This window comes from Streptomyces polyasparticus, from assembly GCF_014493765.1.
Taxonomy (GTDB): domain Bacteria; phylum Actinomycetota; class Actinomycetes; order Streptomycetales; family Streptomycetaceae; genus Streptomyces; species Streptomyces polyasparticus.
In genome coordinates, this window is the sequence record NZ_JACTVJ010000004.1 from 465149 (window position 1) to 480184 (window position 15036).

Genomic DNA, 15036 nt, shown 5'->3' on the forward strand with positions numbered 1-15036 from the left:
TGCTGTGCCGCTATGGGTACCGGTGTCACTTCAGGAAGTCCGGTACGTCCAGCTCCTCGGCCTGGGTGTCCTGGTAGGGACGGGCCGGCGGGACCTGCGGCGGGGCGATCGGCGCGGCCGGGGCGTCGGCCGGCTTGGCCTCCGCGACCGGCTCGGGAGCCGAGGGCTCGTCCCGCGGGGTCACGCTGCCCAGGCCGCCGAACGCCGGACGCGATTCCTGGCGTACCGGGGTCGGCTCCTCGCGCTTGGTGGAGGAGGCGCCGATCACGTTGTCCCGCTTCGCCGGCGGCTGGCCGCCGTCGAAGCCGGCCGCGATGACCGTGACCCGGACCTCGTCACCGAGCGCGTCGTCGATGACCGCGCCGAAGATGATGTTGGCCTCGGGGTGCGCGGCCTCGCTCACCAGCTGGGCGGCCTCGTTGATCTCGAAGAGACCGAGGTCGCTGCCGCCGGAGATGGAGAGCAGCACGCCACGGGCGCCGTCGATGGACGCCTCCAGGAGCGGCGAGGAGATCGCCATCTCCGCGGCGGCCACCGCGCGGTCGTCGCCGCGCGCCGAGCCGATGCCCATGAGCGCCGAACCCGCCTCGGACATCACGGACTTGACGTCCGCGAAGTCGAGGTTGATCAGACCGGGCGTGGTGATGAGGTCGGTGATGCCCTGGACACCGGAGAGCAGGACCTGGTCCGCCGACTTGAATGCGTCGAGGACGGAGACCTGACGGTCCGAGATGGACAGGAGCCGGTCGTTGGGGATGACGATGAGGGTGTCGACCTCTTCGCGGAGCTCGGCGATGCCGTCCTCCGCCTGGTTCGCGCGCCGACGGCCCTCGAAGGTGAACGGCCGGGTGACCACACCGATGGTGAGGGCACCGAGCGAACGGGCGATGTTGGCGACGACAGGTGCGCCGCCGGTTCCGGTGCCGCCGCCTTCGCCGGCGGTGACGAAGACCATGTCGGCCCCCTTGAGGACCTCCTCGATCTCCTCGCGGTGGTCTTCTGCGGCCTTGCGGCCGACGGCGGGGTTGGCGCCGGCGCCGAGTCCGCGGGTGAGTTCACGGCCGACGTCGAGCTTGACGTCGGCGTCGCTCATCAACAGGGCTTGCGCGTCGGTGTTGATGGCGATGAACTCGACACCCTTGAGACCGACCTCGATCATCCGGTTGATGGCATTGACACCACCGCCGCCGACACCGATGACTTTGATGACTGCGAGGTAGTTCTGCGGTGCTGCCACGTCGAAGGCCTCTCGCCTCGAGTTACGTGCGTCGCCTCGCCGGTCGTGCGCGGCGACGACTGATGCCGAATTTGGGACGGTCCGAGCGCCGACCCGAACCCTAACGCTGAAGTTTAGGGTTACCAGTGCGTCTGTTGCTGGTCTTTGTCTGACCCTTCCGAACAGGACACTAAGTCGACAAGTGGCGCGCGTTCAACGAACACGCCGAACCTCCCGTTTTTCTTTTCACCCTATGTGATCAGCCGTTGCGCTGACCAACCAGGGTGCTGGCCAGCACCTATGTGCGTCAACTCCCTGATACGGCAGGGGAGGTGGGGGCGCTCACATCGAAGTGCCCGGCATCCGGGGCCGCTTTCAACAGCGCGGTCAACGCGGCCGCCTTCGACTCACCCTTCTCGCTGCTTCCCCAGTCGACGGTGCGCCCGTCGTTCAACTCCAAGGAGATGGAGTCATATGAACGCACTTCCATGATGCTCGTACGAGAGGCCACCGCGGGCGGGATGTCACGGGCCACTTCCACCGCTTCGACGAGCAGCCGGTCGATGCCGAAGCGCTGCAGACTGGGCGAGCGGTCGGCGGTCATTTGCAGGACCGGTACGTTCTTCGGCGCGCGCGATACGGTCGCGAACCGGACGCCGGTGGCGTCGACTTCGACAAACTGCGCGCCCTTTTCGAGGAGCAGAACCGGCTTGCGTTCGGTCACTTTCAACGCGATTCCGCGCGGCCAGGAACGCACGACGTCCACCGAGTCGATACGCGGCAGTTGACGCCGCAGCCGGCCCTCAATCGCCTCGGTGTCGACGGAAATCAGGGGTGCGCCGACCGGAACGGACGCGGCGTTCATGACCTCGTCCGGGGTCAGCACCTGCGTCCCGGACGTGGTCACGCGTTCCACGCGCAGCCACTCCGAGCCGTACAGGAGCCAGACCACTCCCCCGCCGAGCACCGTCACGAGGATCGCGACGACGAGCAGCAGGCGGGGCGAGGGAAGCCGAAGCCGGCGGCCGCCGGACGGCCGTGGCGGGCGGGCCGGGGTTCCCGACCGCTGCCGTTCGCCGGTGACAGCCGATGGTCCGGCCACGCTCGCCTGCCTTCTCTCACGCCATGGGGCGTGCCGCTCGGTCCAGTCGCGGCCTCACGCCCGGTGGCGCGCCGCGATCGCCTCGTACACCATGCCGACCAGGAGTTCGTCGGCGTCCCTGCGCCCGAACTCCGAGGCGGCGCGGGACATCTCGTACAGACGGTGCGGATCGGCGAGGACGGGCAGCACATTGTGCTGGACCCACTCCGGCGTCAGTTCCGCGTCGTCGACGAGGAGTCCGCCGCCCGCCTTGACCACCGGCTGGGCGTTCAGCCGCTGTTCGCCGTTGCCGATGGGCAGCGGGACGTAGGCGGCCGGGAGTCCGACGGCGGAGAGCTCGGCGACGGTCATCGCGCCCGCGCGGCAGAGCATCATGTCGGCCGCGGCGTACGCGAGGTCCATCCGGTCCACGTACGGTACCGGGATGTACGGGGGCATCCCCGGCATCTGCTGCACCTGCGGCAGTTCGTTCTTCGGGCCGACCGCGTGCAGGATCTGGATGCCCGCCTGCTGCAGGAACGGTGCCGCCTGCTGGACCACCTCGTTGAGGCGGCGGGCGCCCTGCGAGCCGCCGGAGACAAGCAGCGTGGGCAAGTTGGGGTTGAGTCCGAAGGCGGCGCGGGCCTCGGGGCGCACCCGGGCGCGGTCGAGGGTCGCGATGGTGCGGCGCAGCGGGATGCCGATGTAGCGCGAGCCGCGCAGCTTGCTGTCCGGCGTGGAGACCGCGACGGCCGCGGCGTAGCGCGAGCCGATCTTGTTGGCCAGACCGGGGCGCGCGTTGGCCTCGTGCACGATGATCGGCACACCGAGGCGCTTGGCGGCGAAGTACGCGGGCAGCGCCACGTATCCGCCGAAGCCGCAGACGGCGTCGGCCTTGGTGCGCTCCAGGATCTGCTCGGCGGCCTTGATGGTGCCGCGCAAGCGGCCCGGGACCGTGAGCAGTTCGGGGGTGGGCTTGCGCGGGAGCGGTACGGCGGGGATCAGCGCGAGTTCATAGCCGCGCTCGGGCACGAGCCGGGTCTCGAGTCCGCGCTCCGTGCCCAGGGCCGTGATGCCCGTGGTCGGGTCCTGCCTGCGCAGGGCGTCCGCGAGGGCGAGCGCGGGCTCGATGTGGCCGGCGGTCCCCCCACCGGCGAGTACGACATGCACCGAAATTCACCGCTCTCCGGACGGTCGCACCTTGGTGCGCCGTCGCATCGTGTTCCATCTCCCCGCAGACCGCTTCTTACCAGAGGCGGCTGACCTCATGGCAAGTGCGGCCCGGGCCGCGGGTTCATCGCGCGCGAACGCGATGAGCAGACCGATCGCGAACATGGTCGGCAGCAGGGCCGAGCCTCCGTAGGAGAACAGCGGGAGCGGGACTCCGGCGATCGGCAGCAGGCCGAGCACCGCACCGATGTTGATCACGGCCTGGGCCGTGATCCAGGTGGTCACACCTCCCGCGGCGTACCTCACGAAGGGCTCCTCCGTGCGTCCGGCCACGCGGATACCCGCATAGCCTAGAGCCGCGAAGAGACCGAGTACGGACAGCGTCCCCGCCAGGCCGAGCTCCTCCCCGGTGATGGCGAAGATGAAGTCCGTGTGGGGTTCGGGTAGTTGGCCCCATTTTTCCACACTCGCTCCGAGACCGGAACCGAAGAATCCGCCTGAGGCGAGCGCGTAGATTCCGTGCAGCGCCTGCCAGCACGCGTCCCCAGGGCCCGTACCCGATTCGCCCAGGCAGGACAGCCGGGCCATGCGGTTCGGGCTGGTGCGGATCAGGATGAAGCCGAGCAGGGCCGCGACCGCGAGCACACCGCCGAAGAGCCGGGTCGGGGCGCCCGCGAGCCAGAGCAGGCCGAAGAGGATGGCCGTGAGAATGATCGCGGTGCCCATGTCGCCGCCGAGCATGATCAGGCCGAGCAGCATGAACGTCACCGGAACGAGCGGCACCAGCATGTGCTTCCACTGCGTGAGCATCTGCTTGTCGCCCTTGCGCGCGAGCAGATCCGCGCCCCACAGGACGAGCGCCAGCTTGCCGAACTCACTGGGCTGCAGCTGGAACGGGCCGCCGAGCGAGATCCAGTTCTGGTTGCCGTTCACCGCATGCCCTATCCCCGGCACCTGCACGAGGATCATCAGGAAGACGCTGCCGACGAGGATCGGATACGCGAGGGCGCGGTGCAGCCGTACCGGCATCCGCATCGCCACGACGAGCAGGATCGTGCCGAGCACCGCCGCGAGGAACTGCTTGCGGAAGAAGTACGAGGGCGACAGGGAGTATTCGAGCGCCTGGATCTGCGAGGCCGAGTAGACCATCACGAGCCCGAGGGTCGTGATCAGCAGACTGCCGCCCAGGATCAGGTAGTACGCGGTCAGCGGCCGGTCCCAGGCCCGCTTGGCCTGCTCGTGCAACCGTCTGAGCTGCCCGATGCCGCCCGGCGGACGGCCGGGGCCTGACATCCGCGGCCGTGGCCGCGGTCGCGACGAGGGCCGCCGCACTGTGCCGGAACGGCTCGCACCCATCTCGTGTCCCCTCCAGTCGTCGCCGCGCCCGGGTCCGGACGCGGTTGCTCGGACAGGGCTAGGCGGTCTCGGCGGCCAGGGCGCGGACCGCATCCGCGAACGCCTCGCCACGCTTGTTGTAGTTCACGAACATGTCCATCGAGGCACAGGCCGGCGCCATGAGGACGGTGTCCCCCGGCTGTGCGAGCCGTGCCGCCTCGCGGACCGCCGCGGACATCGCCCCAGTGTCGGTCCGTTCGAGGTCGACGACCGGGACGTCCGGCGCGTGTCGCGCAAGGGCTTCGGCGATCAGCGCGCGGTCGGCGCCGATGAGCACCGCACCGCGGAGTCGCTTTGCCGACTTCTGTACGAGTTCGTCGAAGGTCGCGCCCTTGGCGAGCCCGCCGGCGATCCAGACGATGGACTCGTACGCGGCCAACGAGGCTTCCGCGGCATGGGTGTTGGTCGCCTTGGAGTCGTCGACGTACGCGACACCTTCGACGTCCTCGACGTGCGAGATGCGGTGCGCGTCCGGACGAAAGGCCCGCAGACCCTCCCGTACGGCCGTGGGCTGGACGCCGTAGGCGCGCGCGAGGGCCGCCGCCGCAAGGGCGTTGGCGATGTTGTGGGGCGCCGGCGGATTGATGTCGGCGACCTCGGCGAGCTCCTGGGCGTTCTTCTGCCGGTTCTCGACGAAGGCGCGGTCGACCAGGAGGCCTTCCACGATGCCGAGTTCGGAGGGGCCGGGAGTGCCGAGGGTGAAGCCGATCGCGCGGCAGCCCTCCTCGACATCGGCCTCGACGACCAGGTCCTCGGTGGCCTTGTCGGCCACGTTGTAGACGCAGGCGACCTGATTGCCCTCGTAGATACGGCCCTTGTCGGCGGCGTACGCCTCCATGGAGCCGTGCCAGTCGAGGTGGTCGGGCGCGAGGTTGAGGACGGCGGCCGAGTGGGCGCGCAGCGAGGGCGCCCAGTGCAGCTGGTAGCTCGACAGCTCCACCGCGAGCACGTCGTACGCGTCGTCGCCTTCGAGCACGACGTCGATGATCGGGGTGCCGATGTTGCCGACCGCGGCCGTCTTCAGTCCGGCCGCGCGCAGGATCGACGCGAGCATCTGCGTGGTGGTCGTCTTGCCGTTGGTACCGGTGATCGCGAGCCAGGGGGCGGCGTCCGGACCGCGCAGGAGCCAGGCGATCTCCACGTCGCCGACCACGTCCACGCCCGCCTCGGCGGCGGCCGCGAAGAGCGGCGAAGAGGGCTTCCAGCCCGGCGAGGTGACGACGAGCGAGGTGGCGTCGGGCAGGCTCTCGGCGTCCCCGAGGCGTACGGAGATGCCGTCCGCCTCCAGGGCCGCGGCCCGCTCCTTGTGCAGCTCGCCCGAGCCGCCGTCCACCACGGTCACCGAAGCGCCGAGGCCGGCCAGGGCGCGGGCGGCGCTGATGCCGCTCACGCCGAGACCGGCGACGGTTACGTGCTTGCCCTCCACGGACAAAGAGGTCACTTGTTGTTCGCCCAACCTGCGTAGAAGAGACCGAGACCGACGATCACGCACATGCCCTGGATGATCCAGAAGCGGACCACCACAAGGACTTCGGACCACCCCTTGAGTTCGAAGTGGTGCTGCAGCGGCGCCATGCGGAAGACGCGCTTGCCGGTGAGGCGGAACGAGCCGACCTGGATGACCACGGACAGGGTGATCAGGACGAACAGGCCGCCGAGCAGGGCGAGAAGCAGCTCGGTGCGCGAGCAGATGGCGAGACCCGCGAGGGCGCCGCCGAGCGCGAGCGAACCGGTGTCGCCCATGAAGATCTTGGCCGGCGAGGTGTTCCACCACAGGAAGCCGAAGCAGGAACCCATCAGCGCGGAGGCCACGATCGCGAGGTCGAGCGGGTCGCGCACCTCGAAGCAGGCCGAGGGGTTGGTGAGCGTGGTGGCGTTGGCGCAGGACTCCTGGAACTGCCAGACACCGATGAAGGTGTACGCGCCGAAGACCATCACCGAGGCGCCGGTCGCCAGACCGTCGAGGCCGTCGGTGAGGTTCACGCCGTTCGACATGGCCAGGATCATGAACAGCGCCCAGACCACGAACAGGACCGGGCCGATCGACCAGCCGAAGTCCTGCACGAAGGAAATCTTCATGGACGCGGGGGTGTTGCCGCGGATGTCCGCGAACTGCAGGGCGAGCACCGCGAAGGTGATGCCGACGATCAGCTGACCGGCCATCTTCGCCTTGGCCCGCAGACCGAGCGAACGCCGCTTGATGATCTTGATGTAGTCGTCGAGGAAGCCGACGAGGCCCATGCCCGCCATCAGGAAGAGCACCAGGAGACCCGAGAAGGTGGTCGGCGCTCCGGTGATCAGCTTCGTGGCGAAGTAGGCGATGATCGTCGCCAGGATGAAGGCGATACCGCCCATCGTCGGCGTACCGCGCTTGCTGGCGTGCTCACGCGGGCCGTCGTCGCGGATGTACTGCCCGTACCCCTTCTTCGCGAGCAGCTTGATGAGCAGCGGGGTGCCGATCAGGGTCAGGAAGAGCCCGATCACACCGGAGAAGAGAATCTGCCTCATCGGCTCAGACCTCACCCTCGAGCAGTGCGAGCGCGACCTGCTCCAGGCCCACCGACCTGGAGGCCTTCACGAGCACGACGTCTCCCGGGCGCAGCTCGCTGCGCAGCAGGTCGACAGCCGCCTGTGCGTCGGACACGTGCACCGACTCCTCACCCCACGAACCCTCGTTGTATGCGCCCAGTTGCAGCCAGGACGCTTCCCTGTCCCCGACCGCGACGAGCTTGCTCACGTTGAGACGGACGGCGAGCCGTCCGACCGCGTCGTGCTCGGGCAGCGCTTCGTCGCCGAGCTCGGCCATCTTGCCGAGCACCGCCCACGTCCGGCGGCCCTTCGCCATGGCGGCCAGGGCACGCAGCGCGGCCCGCATGGATTCGGGGTTCGCGTTGTAGGCGTCGTTGACGACGGTCACACCGTCCGCGCGCTCGGTGACCTCCATACGCCAGCGGGACAGGTTGCCCGCCCCGGAGAGCGCGGTCGCGATCTCGTCGGCGGACATACCCAGGTCATGGGCGACGGCGGCCGCGGCGAGCGCGTTCGACACGTGGTGCTCACCGTACAGGCGCAAGGTCACGTCGCTGCACCCGGTAGGCGTGTGCAGCGTGAAGGCGGGCTGTCCCTGGTCGGTGAGACGGACGTTCTCGGCGCGTACGTCCGCCTCGTCCGACTCTCCGAAGAAGAGCACCTTCGCCTTCGTACGGGAGGACATGGCGCGTACGAGCGGATCGTCCGCGTTGAGGATCGCCGTGCCGTTCTCCGGCAGGGCCTCCACCAACTCGCCCTTGGCCTGGGCGATCTGCTCGCGGCCGCCGAACTCGCCGATGTGGGCGGTGCCGACGTTGAGGACCAGGCCGATCTTCGGCGGGGTCAGACCCGTGAGGTAGCGGATGTGGCCGATGCCCCGGGCCCCCATCTCCAGGACGAGGTGCCTGGTGGTGGAGTCCGCGGTGAGGGCGGTGAGCGGCAGACCGATCTCGTTGTTGAGCGAGCCCGGCGTCCAGACCGTGGGCGCGTGGTGCTGCAGCACCTGCGCGATCAGGTCCTTGGTGGACGTCTTGCCCGCGGAGCCGGTGAGTGCGACCACCTCGGTCCCGAGGCGCTGCACCACTGTGCGGGCGAGCTTGCCGAGCGCGGTCTGCACGTCGTCGACCACGATGGCGGGCACGCCGACGGGGCGCGTCGCGAGGACCGCGGCCGCTCCGGAGGCGATGGCCTTGTCCGCGTAGTCATGGCCGTCGACATGCTCGCCGGCGAACGCGGCGAACAGGCCGCCTTGTTCCACCTTGCGCGAGTCGATGACGACGGAGCCGGTGACCTCACGGCCGGTGTCCGGTATGTCGTGGGGCTGCCCGCCGGTGATGGTGGCGATCTCGGCGAGGGAGAGGGCGATCACTGCTTCATCCCCGGGGGTTCTGGGCGGCTGCGCGGTGGCGCCGGATTGCGGTCCGCAGCACGTCGCGGTCGTCGAAGGGGCGTACGACCCCGTTGATGTCCTGGCCTTGTTCATGGCCCTTGCCGGCGACGAGGACCGTGTCACCGGCCTCGGCACGGGCGACCACGGCCTCGATGGCGGCGGCCCGGTCCTCGAAGAGGACCACGTCGCCGCGCTCGTGCACGGGCACCTCGGCGGCGCCCGCGATCATCGTGGCGAGGATCGCGAGGGGGTCCTCGGAGCGCGGGTTGTCGGAGGTGAGCACCGCGGTGTCGGCGAGCCGTGCGGCCGCCGCGCCCATGGGCGCTCGCTTGGTCCTGTCCCGGTCGCCGCCGCAGCCGAGCACGATGTGCAGCTTGCCCTCGGTGACCTTGCGCAGCGCGCGCAGGACCGATTCGACGGCGTCCGTCTTGTGGGCGTAGTCGACCACGGCGAGATACGGCTGGCCCTCGTCGACCCGCTCAAGGCGGCCCGGTACGCCGGGCACGGCGGCGATGCCGTCGGCGGCGGTCTGCGGGTCGATGCCCGCGGCGGCCAGGGCGACGATCGCGGCGAGGGTGTTGGCCACGTTGAAGGGGCCGGCCAGCGGGGACTTGGCGGTGACGCGCTCACCGGACGGGCCGATCACCGTGAACGCGGAGTCCATCGGGCCGACCTCGACCTGCTCGGCGCGCCAGTCGGCGTCCGGGTGGCCCTCGGCGGAGAAGGTGACGACCGGGACGGTCGCCTCCTTGACGAGCCTGCGGCCGTACTCGTCGTCGAAGTTGACGATGCCGAGCCTGGACCGCTCCGGCGTGAAGAGCTGCGCCTTCGCCTGGAAGTAGTCCTCCATGTCGGAGTGGAACTCCATGTGCTCCGGGCTCAGGTTGTTGAAGACAGCGATGTCGAAGACACAGCCGTCCACACGACCGAGCACCAGGGCGTGGCTGGAGACCTCCATCGCGACCGAGTCGGTGCCGCGCTCGCGCATCACCGCGAACAGGGCCTGCAGATCGGTGGCTTCGGGCGTGGTCCGCTCGGACTTGATGCGCTCGTCGCCGATGCGCATCTCGACCGTGCCGATGAGTCCGGTGGTGCGCCCTGCCGCCTTGAGCCCGCCTTCGACGAGATACGCGGTGGTGGTCTTGCCCGACGTACCGGTGATGCCGATCTGCAGGAGGTCCTCGCCGGGCCGCCCGTAGATCGTGGCCGCGAGCTCGCCCATCCGGCCGCGCGGGTCGCCGGCGACCAGGACCGGCAGACCGGTCGTGGCGGCGCGGGGCAGACCGGCCGGGTCGGTGAGGATCGCCACGGCGCCGAGGTCGGCGGCCTGCGCGGCGAAGTCGGCGCCGTGGACACGGGCGCCGGGCAGGGCGGCGTAGATGTCACCGGGGCGTACCGCACGGGAGTCGTGCGTGATGCCGGTGACCTCGGCGGCGGCGGGGGCGTCGACACCCAGTACGGCGGCGAGGTCGGCGAGGGTGCTCGCCTCGACCCGCTCCGGCCGCGGCGGTCCCGGATAGGTCACGGGGCCGCCCTCACGGGTGGTGGGGGACTGATCAGCGTGTGGCACGGCGGTGAGCGTACCGGGCGCGGGTGGCCGGGGGCGAAATGGGGCGGCGTGGGGGCCCGGCTGCTCGGCCCGGTTCCCGGGGCCCGGGGTGATCGTTGTCACGGCGGCGGTACCTGTAATCCAGTGCTCGTGGGGTCTGCGTCCATGGTGTTACCGGTTGTTCGTCGCGGTCAGTCCTCCGGTTTGAACGTGACGGGCAGCCCGGGCGCCTTCGCGCCGGACGGGGCCACTTGCAGGGTCTTCAGGGCGAACTCCATGACCTGCTTGTAGATGGGGGCGCAGATCTGGCCGCCGAAGTAGTTGCCCTTGGTCGGGTTCTGTACGACGCAGTAGACGGCGAGCCTGGGCTTGTCCGCCGGGGCGAAGCCGGCGAACGAGGAGGTGTAGCCGTTGTAGCGGCCGGTCTCCGGGTCGACGCGGTTCGCGGTGCCGGTCTTGCCGGCCACGCGGTAGCCGTCGATCTGCGCCTTGGTGCCGGTGCCCTCCGGGTCGTCGACCACGGACTGCAGCATCTCGGAGAGCGTCTTGGCCGTGCTCTCGCTGATGACCCGGGTCTTCTTGGGCTCGTCCTCGGGCGTGAACCGGCCGTCGGGCCCCTTCTTCCCGCGGACGAGAGAGGGCTCCACACGGACCCCGCCGTTGGCGACGGTCGAATACATGGAGACGGCCTGTACGGCGTTGAGCGAGTAGCCCTGACCGAAGGGGACCGTGAACTGCGTGGACGTCGACCAGTCCTCGGGCTTGTTCAGGATGCCCGGGGTCTCGCCGGGGAAGCCGGTGCCCGTCTTGCTGCCCATGCCGAACTTGCGCAGATAGTCGTAGAGGACCTTGTTGGCGTCCTGCTGCGTCTTGCCGAGCTGCTGAGTCGCCAGGATCGTGCCGATGTTGGAGGACTTGGCGAGCACACCGTTCAGGGTGAGGTACCAGGTCTCGTGGTCGATGTCGTCCCGGAAGAGCCGGTCGCCGCGGTGCAGGCGGTTGGGCACCGTGACATGGGTGTCGGGCGCGGCGGCCTTCTCCTCGAGTACGGCGGCCATCGAGATCAGCTTGCTGGTGGAGCCGGGCTCGTAGGCGTCCTGGAGCGCCGGGTTGCCGAGGTTCTTCGGGCTGGCCTTGGACAGGTCGTTGGGGTCGAAGCCGGGCGCGTTGGCGAGCGCCAGGATCTCGCCGGTCTTCGTGTCCTGGACGACCACATATCCGCGGTCGGCCTTGGACTTGGCGACCTGGTCCGAGATCGCCTTCTGCGCCACGTACTGGATGTCGCGGTCGAGCGTGAGCTCCACGTCCGAGCCCGGGACGGCCGGGGTCTCGCTGCTGCCCGCTGTCGGTACGCGCCGGCCGCCGGACTGGGCGTAGGTGATCCTGCCGTCCTCGCCCGCGAGGTCCTTGTCCAGCTGGGACTCGATACCGCCGCCGCCCACGCCGTCGGCGTTGACCCAGCCCAGTATCCCGGCGGCAAGGTCGCCGTTCGGATAGATCCGCTTGGTGCTGGGCTCCTGGAAGATGCCGGCCAGGACGCCGCCGGTCTTGGGGTTCTTCTCGGCGAGCGCGCTCTTCAGGTCCTTGATCTGCTTCCAGACCTGCGGGGTCTGGCGGCGGGCGAGGAGGGCGTAGCGCTTGTGGTGCTTCTTGAGCTTGCCCGCGATCTCGGCCGCGTCCTTGCCCAGGATCGGTGCGAGCAGCGCCGCCGCCTGCTCGGGCGCGTCCTTGGTCTCGGAGTCCTTCTCCGAGAACATCTTCGGGTCCGCGGTGATGTCGTACGCGTCGACGCTGGTCGCGAGCTCGTAGCCGTTGCGGTCGGTGATCTGGCCGCGCGTGGCGGTGAGCGTGCTGCTGAAGTAGCGGTTCTGCTCCGCCTTCGACGCGTAGACGCTGGCGTCGACGGCCTGCACCTGCACGAGGCGTACGACGAAGGCGAGCAGCACCAGGGTCAGACCGAGGCTCACCAGACGCAGGCGCGGCCGGGGGCTGCCCAGCCGGATCAGCGAGGGCTGTGCCTTGCGCGGGGCGGGCTGCGGACGGCGCGCGGCCGGCCTGGCGCCGGGGCCCGGCCTGCGCGGGGCGCCGGGGCGGGGCGGCTTGGCCGGTCCGGGGACGCGGCGGCGCGGAGGTTGCCGGTCGGTCACGGGCTCACCTGCCGGGGGTGGTGGAGGGCGACGGGGTGGTCGAAGGCGCCGGTGCAGTGGACACGGCGGGCGCGGAGGGCGCGGGAGATACGGAGACGCTGGGCGCCGGCGAGACGGACACGGTGGGCTTCGGGGAAGCGGGCGCCTTGACCGGCTCCGGCGGGGCGGTGGCCTCCTCGGCTGTACCGCGCACCTTGCCGTCGGGGGCGAGGAAGGCGGGCGGGCCGCCCGGCACCATGCCCAGCTCGCGGGCGCGGCGCTCCAGGGCGTCGGGCGCGGAGTAGCCGTCGACCTCGGTCTCGAGTTCCTGCTGGACGTCGGTCAGCTCGGTGGTCTCCCGCCGCAACTTGCTGAGCTGGAACGACCCTTCGTTGAGCGCCGAGTTGAGCATCAGGAGCACGATCAGACCGCCGCCGAGCAGCACCACGATGAGAAGCACGAACGGGGTGCGGGCCGCCGAAGTGGGCCCGGCGGGCAGCAGCCGGGCGAGGCGGGCGGCCCTCCCCCGCAGGTGCGGTACTCGGCTCATGTGCGCTCCCCCCGACGCCGGGTCACGACAGGTCCTCCCGGATGCGCTGGGCCGCGCGGCACCGTGCCGGGGCGGCCCTGCGGTTCTCGGCGACCTCTTCCTCGGTGGGCAGTTCGGCGCCGCGCGTGAGCAGCTTCAGACGCGGCTGGTAGCGCTCGGGTACCACCGGCAGGCCGGGCGGCGCGGTGTTGGCGGCGCCTTCCGCGAACACCTGCTTGACAAGGCGGTCTTCGAGCGAGTGGTACGACAGGACGGCGATGCGCCCGCCGACCGCGAGCGCCTTGACCGCGGCGGGGATCGCCCTTTCCAGGACGGTCAGTTCACCGTTGACCTCGATCCGCAGCGCCTGGAAGGTGCGCTTGGCGGGGTTGCCCCCGGTCCGCTTGGCGGCCTGCGGCAGCGCGTCGCGGATGAGTTCGACGAGCCGGGCGCTGTTGGCGAACGGCTCCTTGTCGCGCTCGCGCACGATCGCGCCGACGATGCGCTTGGCCTGCTTCTCCTCGCCGTACGCGCGGAGAATGCGCACGAGTTCACCGGGCGGGTACGTGTTGAGGACCTCGGCGGCGCTCATGCCCGTCGTCTGGTCCATGCGCATGTCGAGCGGTGCGTCCTGCGCATAGGCGAACCCGCGGTCGGCCTCGTCGAGTTGCATGGACGAGACCCCGAGGTCGAACAGGACGCCCTGGACCTTCGGGATGCCAAGACGTTCGAGTACATCGGGGAGTTCGTCGTAGACGGCGTGCACGAGGGTGGCGCGCTCACCGAAGGGAGCGAGGCGTTCACCGGACAGGCGCAGGGCTTCCTTGTCGCGGTCGAGCGCGACGAGGCGGGCCTCCGGGAACTGCTGGAGCAGGGCCTCGCTGTGTCCGCCGAGCCCGAGGGTGCAGTCGACGACGACCGCCCCTGGCTTGGTGAGCGCGGGGGCCAACAGGTCCAGGCACCGCTGGAGCATCACCGGGACGTGTCGCTGCTCGCTCAACGCACCCTCTCAGGTCGGGTGCCGCCGGGCATACGAGCCGGGTCCCCGCCCGCTCGTGGAAGGGGAAGCGGTCCGCAGGCGCCGGGAAGGAGCCGGCCGACCGGAGCGGGAGGAGGCCGAGCCGTACGTACGACCGCACGCGCGGGGAGACCGTGAGCGGTCTCCTGGTGGTTCGGTAACCGTCAGGCGCGTACACGTCTGTCGGTTCGCGTCACTTTAGTCCACCGCTTGTCCCGGTCAATCAACCGGGACAAGCGCGTCGCCGCCTGCCTCGTTCACCCGTACGGACCTCTCGGAACACATCTGTGGCGTCCGTCACGACAAGGGTCTTTGATGTTCTTTGTCGGACCTCACAGCGGGCTTGTATACACATTGAACGCTACCTTTTTGCCATGTCGACTTCGCGATCGCTTTCCTCGAGCCCGAGCGGTGCCATATCCGGGCAGGGCACCGTCACCGACCGCCTCGTCGAGGCGAACCAGGCCTACGCCGCGGACTTCGTGGACCCGGGCATGGATGCCCGACCGGTCCTCAAGGTCGCTGTCGTGGCTTGTATGGACGCCCGGCTCGACCTGCACGACGCGCTGGGCCTGGAGCTCGGCGACTGTCACACGATCCGCAATGCCGGTGGTGTCGTCACCGACGACGTGATCCGCTCCCTCACCATCAGCCAGCGCGCGCTCGGCACCCGCAGCGTGGTCCTCATCCACCACACCGGCTGCGGTCTGCTCAACCTCACCGAGGACTTCCGGCACGAGCTCGAGGACGAGGTCGGCCAGCGTCCGGCCTGGGCCGTCGAGGCCTTCCGCGATGTGGACCAGGACGTACGGCAGTCCATGCAGCGCGTGCGGACCTCGCCGTTCCTGCTGCACACCGATGACGTCCGCGGCTTTGTCTTCGATGTGAAGACCGGTCTGCTGCACGAGATCGACGCGGCCTGAAATACGCCGGGCGCCCCCGCGCGGCGCCCGGCCCGCACCCTTTCTCGGCCATTGCGCTGCCCCATAAACCGCCCCAAAACCCGACATAGGACAGTCACTTGTCCACAGGC

General features: G+C 69.9%; 12 protein-coding genes. 1 reads left to right on the top strand and 11 read right to left on the bottom strand.

What is annotated here, in order from left to right; genetic code table 11:
- Window positions 1-25 precede the first annotated feature (25 nt).
- The 11 genes from ftsZ to rsmH all read right to left on the bottom strand — a co-directional run bounded on the left by ftsZ (window position 26) and on the right by rsmH (window position 13985).
- The gene (gene ftsZ, locus H9Y04_RS06415) at window positions 26-1237 is read right to left on the bottom strand and encodes a cell division protein FtsZ (protein ID WP_187812675.1); all 1212 of its coding nucleotides are present in this window, start codon (window positions 1235-1237) and stop codon (window positions 26-28) included.
- 286 nt (window positions 1238-1523) lie between these two features.
- Window positions 1524-2318, bottom strand: coding sequence for a cell division protein FtsQ/DivIB (locus H9Y04_RS06420; RefSeq protein ID WP_187812676.1), 795 nt, complete (start codon window positions 2316-2318; stop codon window positions 1524-1526).
- Window positions 2319-2372: 54 nt separating this feature from the next.
- Window positions 2373-3467, bottom strand: a complete 1095-nt coding sequence (murG, locus tag H9Y04_RS06425; protein WP_187812677.1) for an undecaprenyldiphospho-muramoylpentapeptide beta-N-acetylglucosaminyltransferase — start codon at window positions 3465-3467, stop codon at window positions 2373-2375.
- Window positions 3468-3473: 6 nt separating this feature from the next.
- On the bottom strand, window positions 3474-4823 hold the full coding sequence (gene ftsW / locus H9Y04_RS06430; RefSeq protein WP_187812678.1) for a putative lipid II flippase FtsW: 1350 nt from the start codon (window positions 4821-4823) through the stop codon (window positions 3474-3476).
- Window positions 4824-4881: 58 nt separating this feature from the next.
- Window positions 4882-6303 (bottom strand): UDP-N-acetylmuramoyl-L-alanine--D-glutamate ligase, encoded by a 1422-nt coding sequence (murD, locus tag H9Y04_RS06435; protein ID WP_187812679.1) that lies wholly within the window; start codon window positions 6301-6303, stop codon window positions 4882-4884.
- A complete protein-coding gene (gene mraY / locus H9Y04_RS06440; RefSeq protein ID WP_187812680.1) occupies window positions 6300-7370 on the bottom strand; it encodes a phospho-N-acetylmuramoyl-pentapeptide-transferase in 1071 nt (356 codons plus the stop codon). Before mraY ends, murD begins: the two co-directional genes overlap by 4 nt.
- Before the next feature lie 4 nt (window positions 7371-7374).
- Window positions 7375-8760, bottom strand: a complete 1386-nt coding sequence (locus H9Y04_RS06445; RefSeq protein WP_187812681.1) for a UDP-N-acetylmuramoyl-tripeptide--D-alanyl-D-alanine ligase — start codon at window positions 8758-8760, stop codon at window positions 7375-7377.
- Between the two features lie 4 nt (window positions 8761-8764).
- Window positions 8765-10453 (bottom strand): UDP-N-acetylmuramoyl-L-alanyl-D-glutamate--2,6-diaminopimelate ligase, encoded by a 1689-nt coding sequence (locus tag H9Y04_RS06450; RefSeq protein ID WP_187812682.1) that lies wholly within the window; start codon window positions 10451-10453, stop codon window positions 8765-8767.
- A gap of 68 nt (window positions 10454-10521) precedes the next feature.
- The gene (locus H9Y04_RS06455) at window positions 10522-12477 is read right to left on the bottom strand and encodes a peptidoglycan D,D-transpeptidase FtsI family protein (protein WP_187812683.1); all 1956 of its coding nucleotides are present in this window, start codon (window positions 12475-12477) and stop codon (window positions 10522-10524) included.
- 4 nt (window positions 12478-12481) lie between these two features.
- Entirely contained in the window at window positions 12482-13006 is a 525-nt protein-coding gene (gene ftsL, locus H9Y04_RS06460; protein ID WP_187812684.1) for a cell division protein FtsL, read from the bottom strand.
- Between the two features lie 22 nt (window positions 13007-13028).
- Window positions 13029-13985 carry a 16S rRNA (cytosine(1402)-N(4))-methyltransferase RsmH gene (gene rsmH / locus H9Y04_RS06465; protein ID WP_187812685.1) on the bottom strand — a complete coding sequence of 319 codons (957 nt, stop codon included), beginning with the start codon at window positions 13983-13985 and terminating at the stop codon, window positions 13029-13031.
- Between the two features lie 392 nt (window positions 13986-14377).
- Here rsmH and H9Y04_RS06470 point away from each other — a divergent pair, with 392 nt between their 5' ends.
- Window positions 14378-14926, top strand: coding sequence for a beta-class carbonic anhydrase (locus H9Y04_RS06470; protein ID WP_187812686.1), 549 nt, complete (start codon window positions 14378-14380; stop codon window positions 14924-14926).
- Window positions 14927-15036 lie beyond the last annotated feature (110 nt).

Bases quoted from the DNA above. Each gene is read 5' to 3' on its own strand.
- ftsW (WP_187812678.1), bottom strand. From the start codon at position 4,823: ATGGGTGCGAGCCGTTCCGGCACAGTGCGGCGGCCCTCGTCGCGACCG.
- H9Y04_RS06470 (WP_187812686.1), top strand. From the start codon at position 14,378: ATGTCGACTTCGCGATCGCTTTCCTCGAGCCCGAGCGGTGCCATATCC.
- ftsL (WP_187812684.1), bottom strand. From the start codon at position 13,006: ATGAGCCGAGTACCGCACCTGCGGGGGAGGGCCGCCCGCCTCGCCCGG.
- mraY (WP_187812680.1), bottom strand. From the start codon at position 7,370: ATGAGGCAGATTCTCTTCTCCGGTGTGATCGGGCTCTTCCTGACCCTG.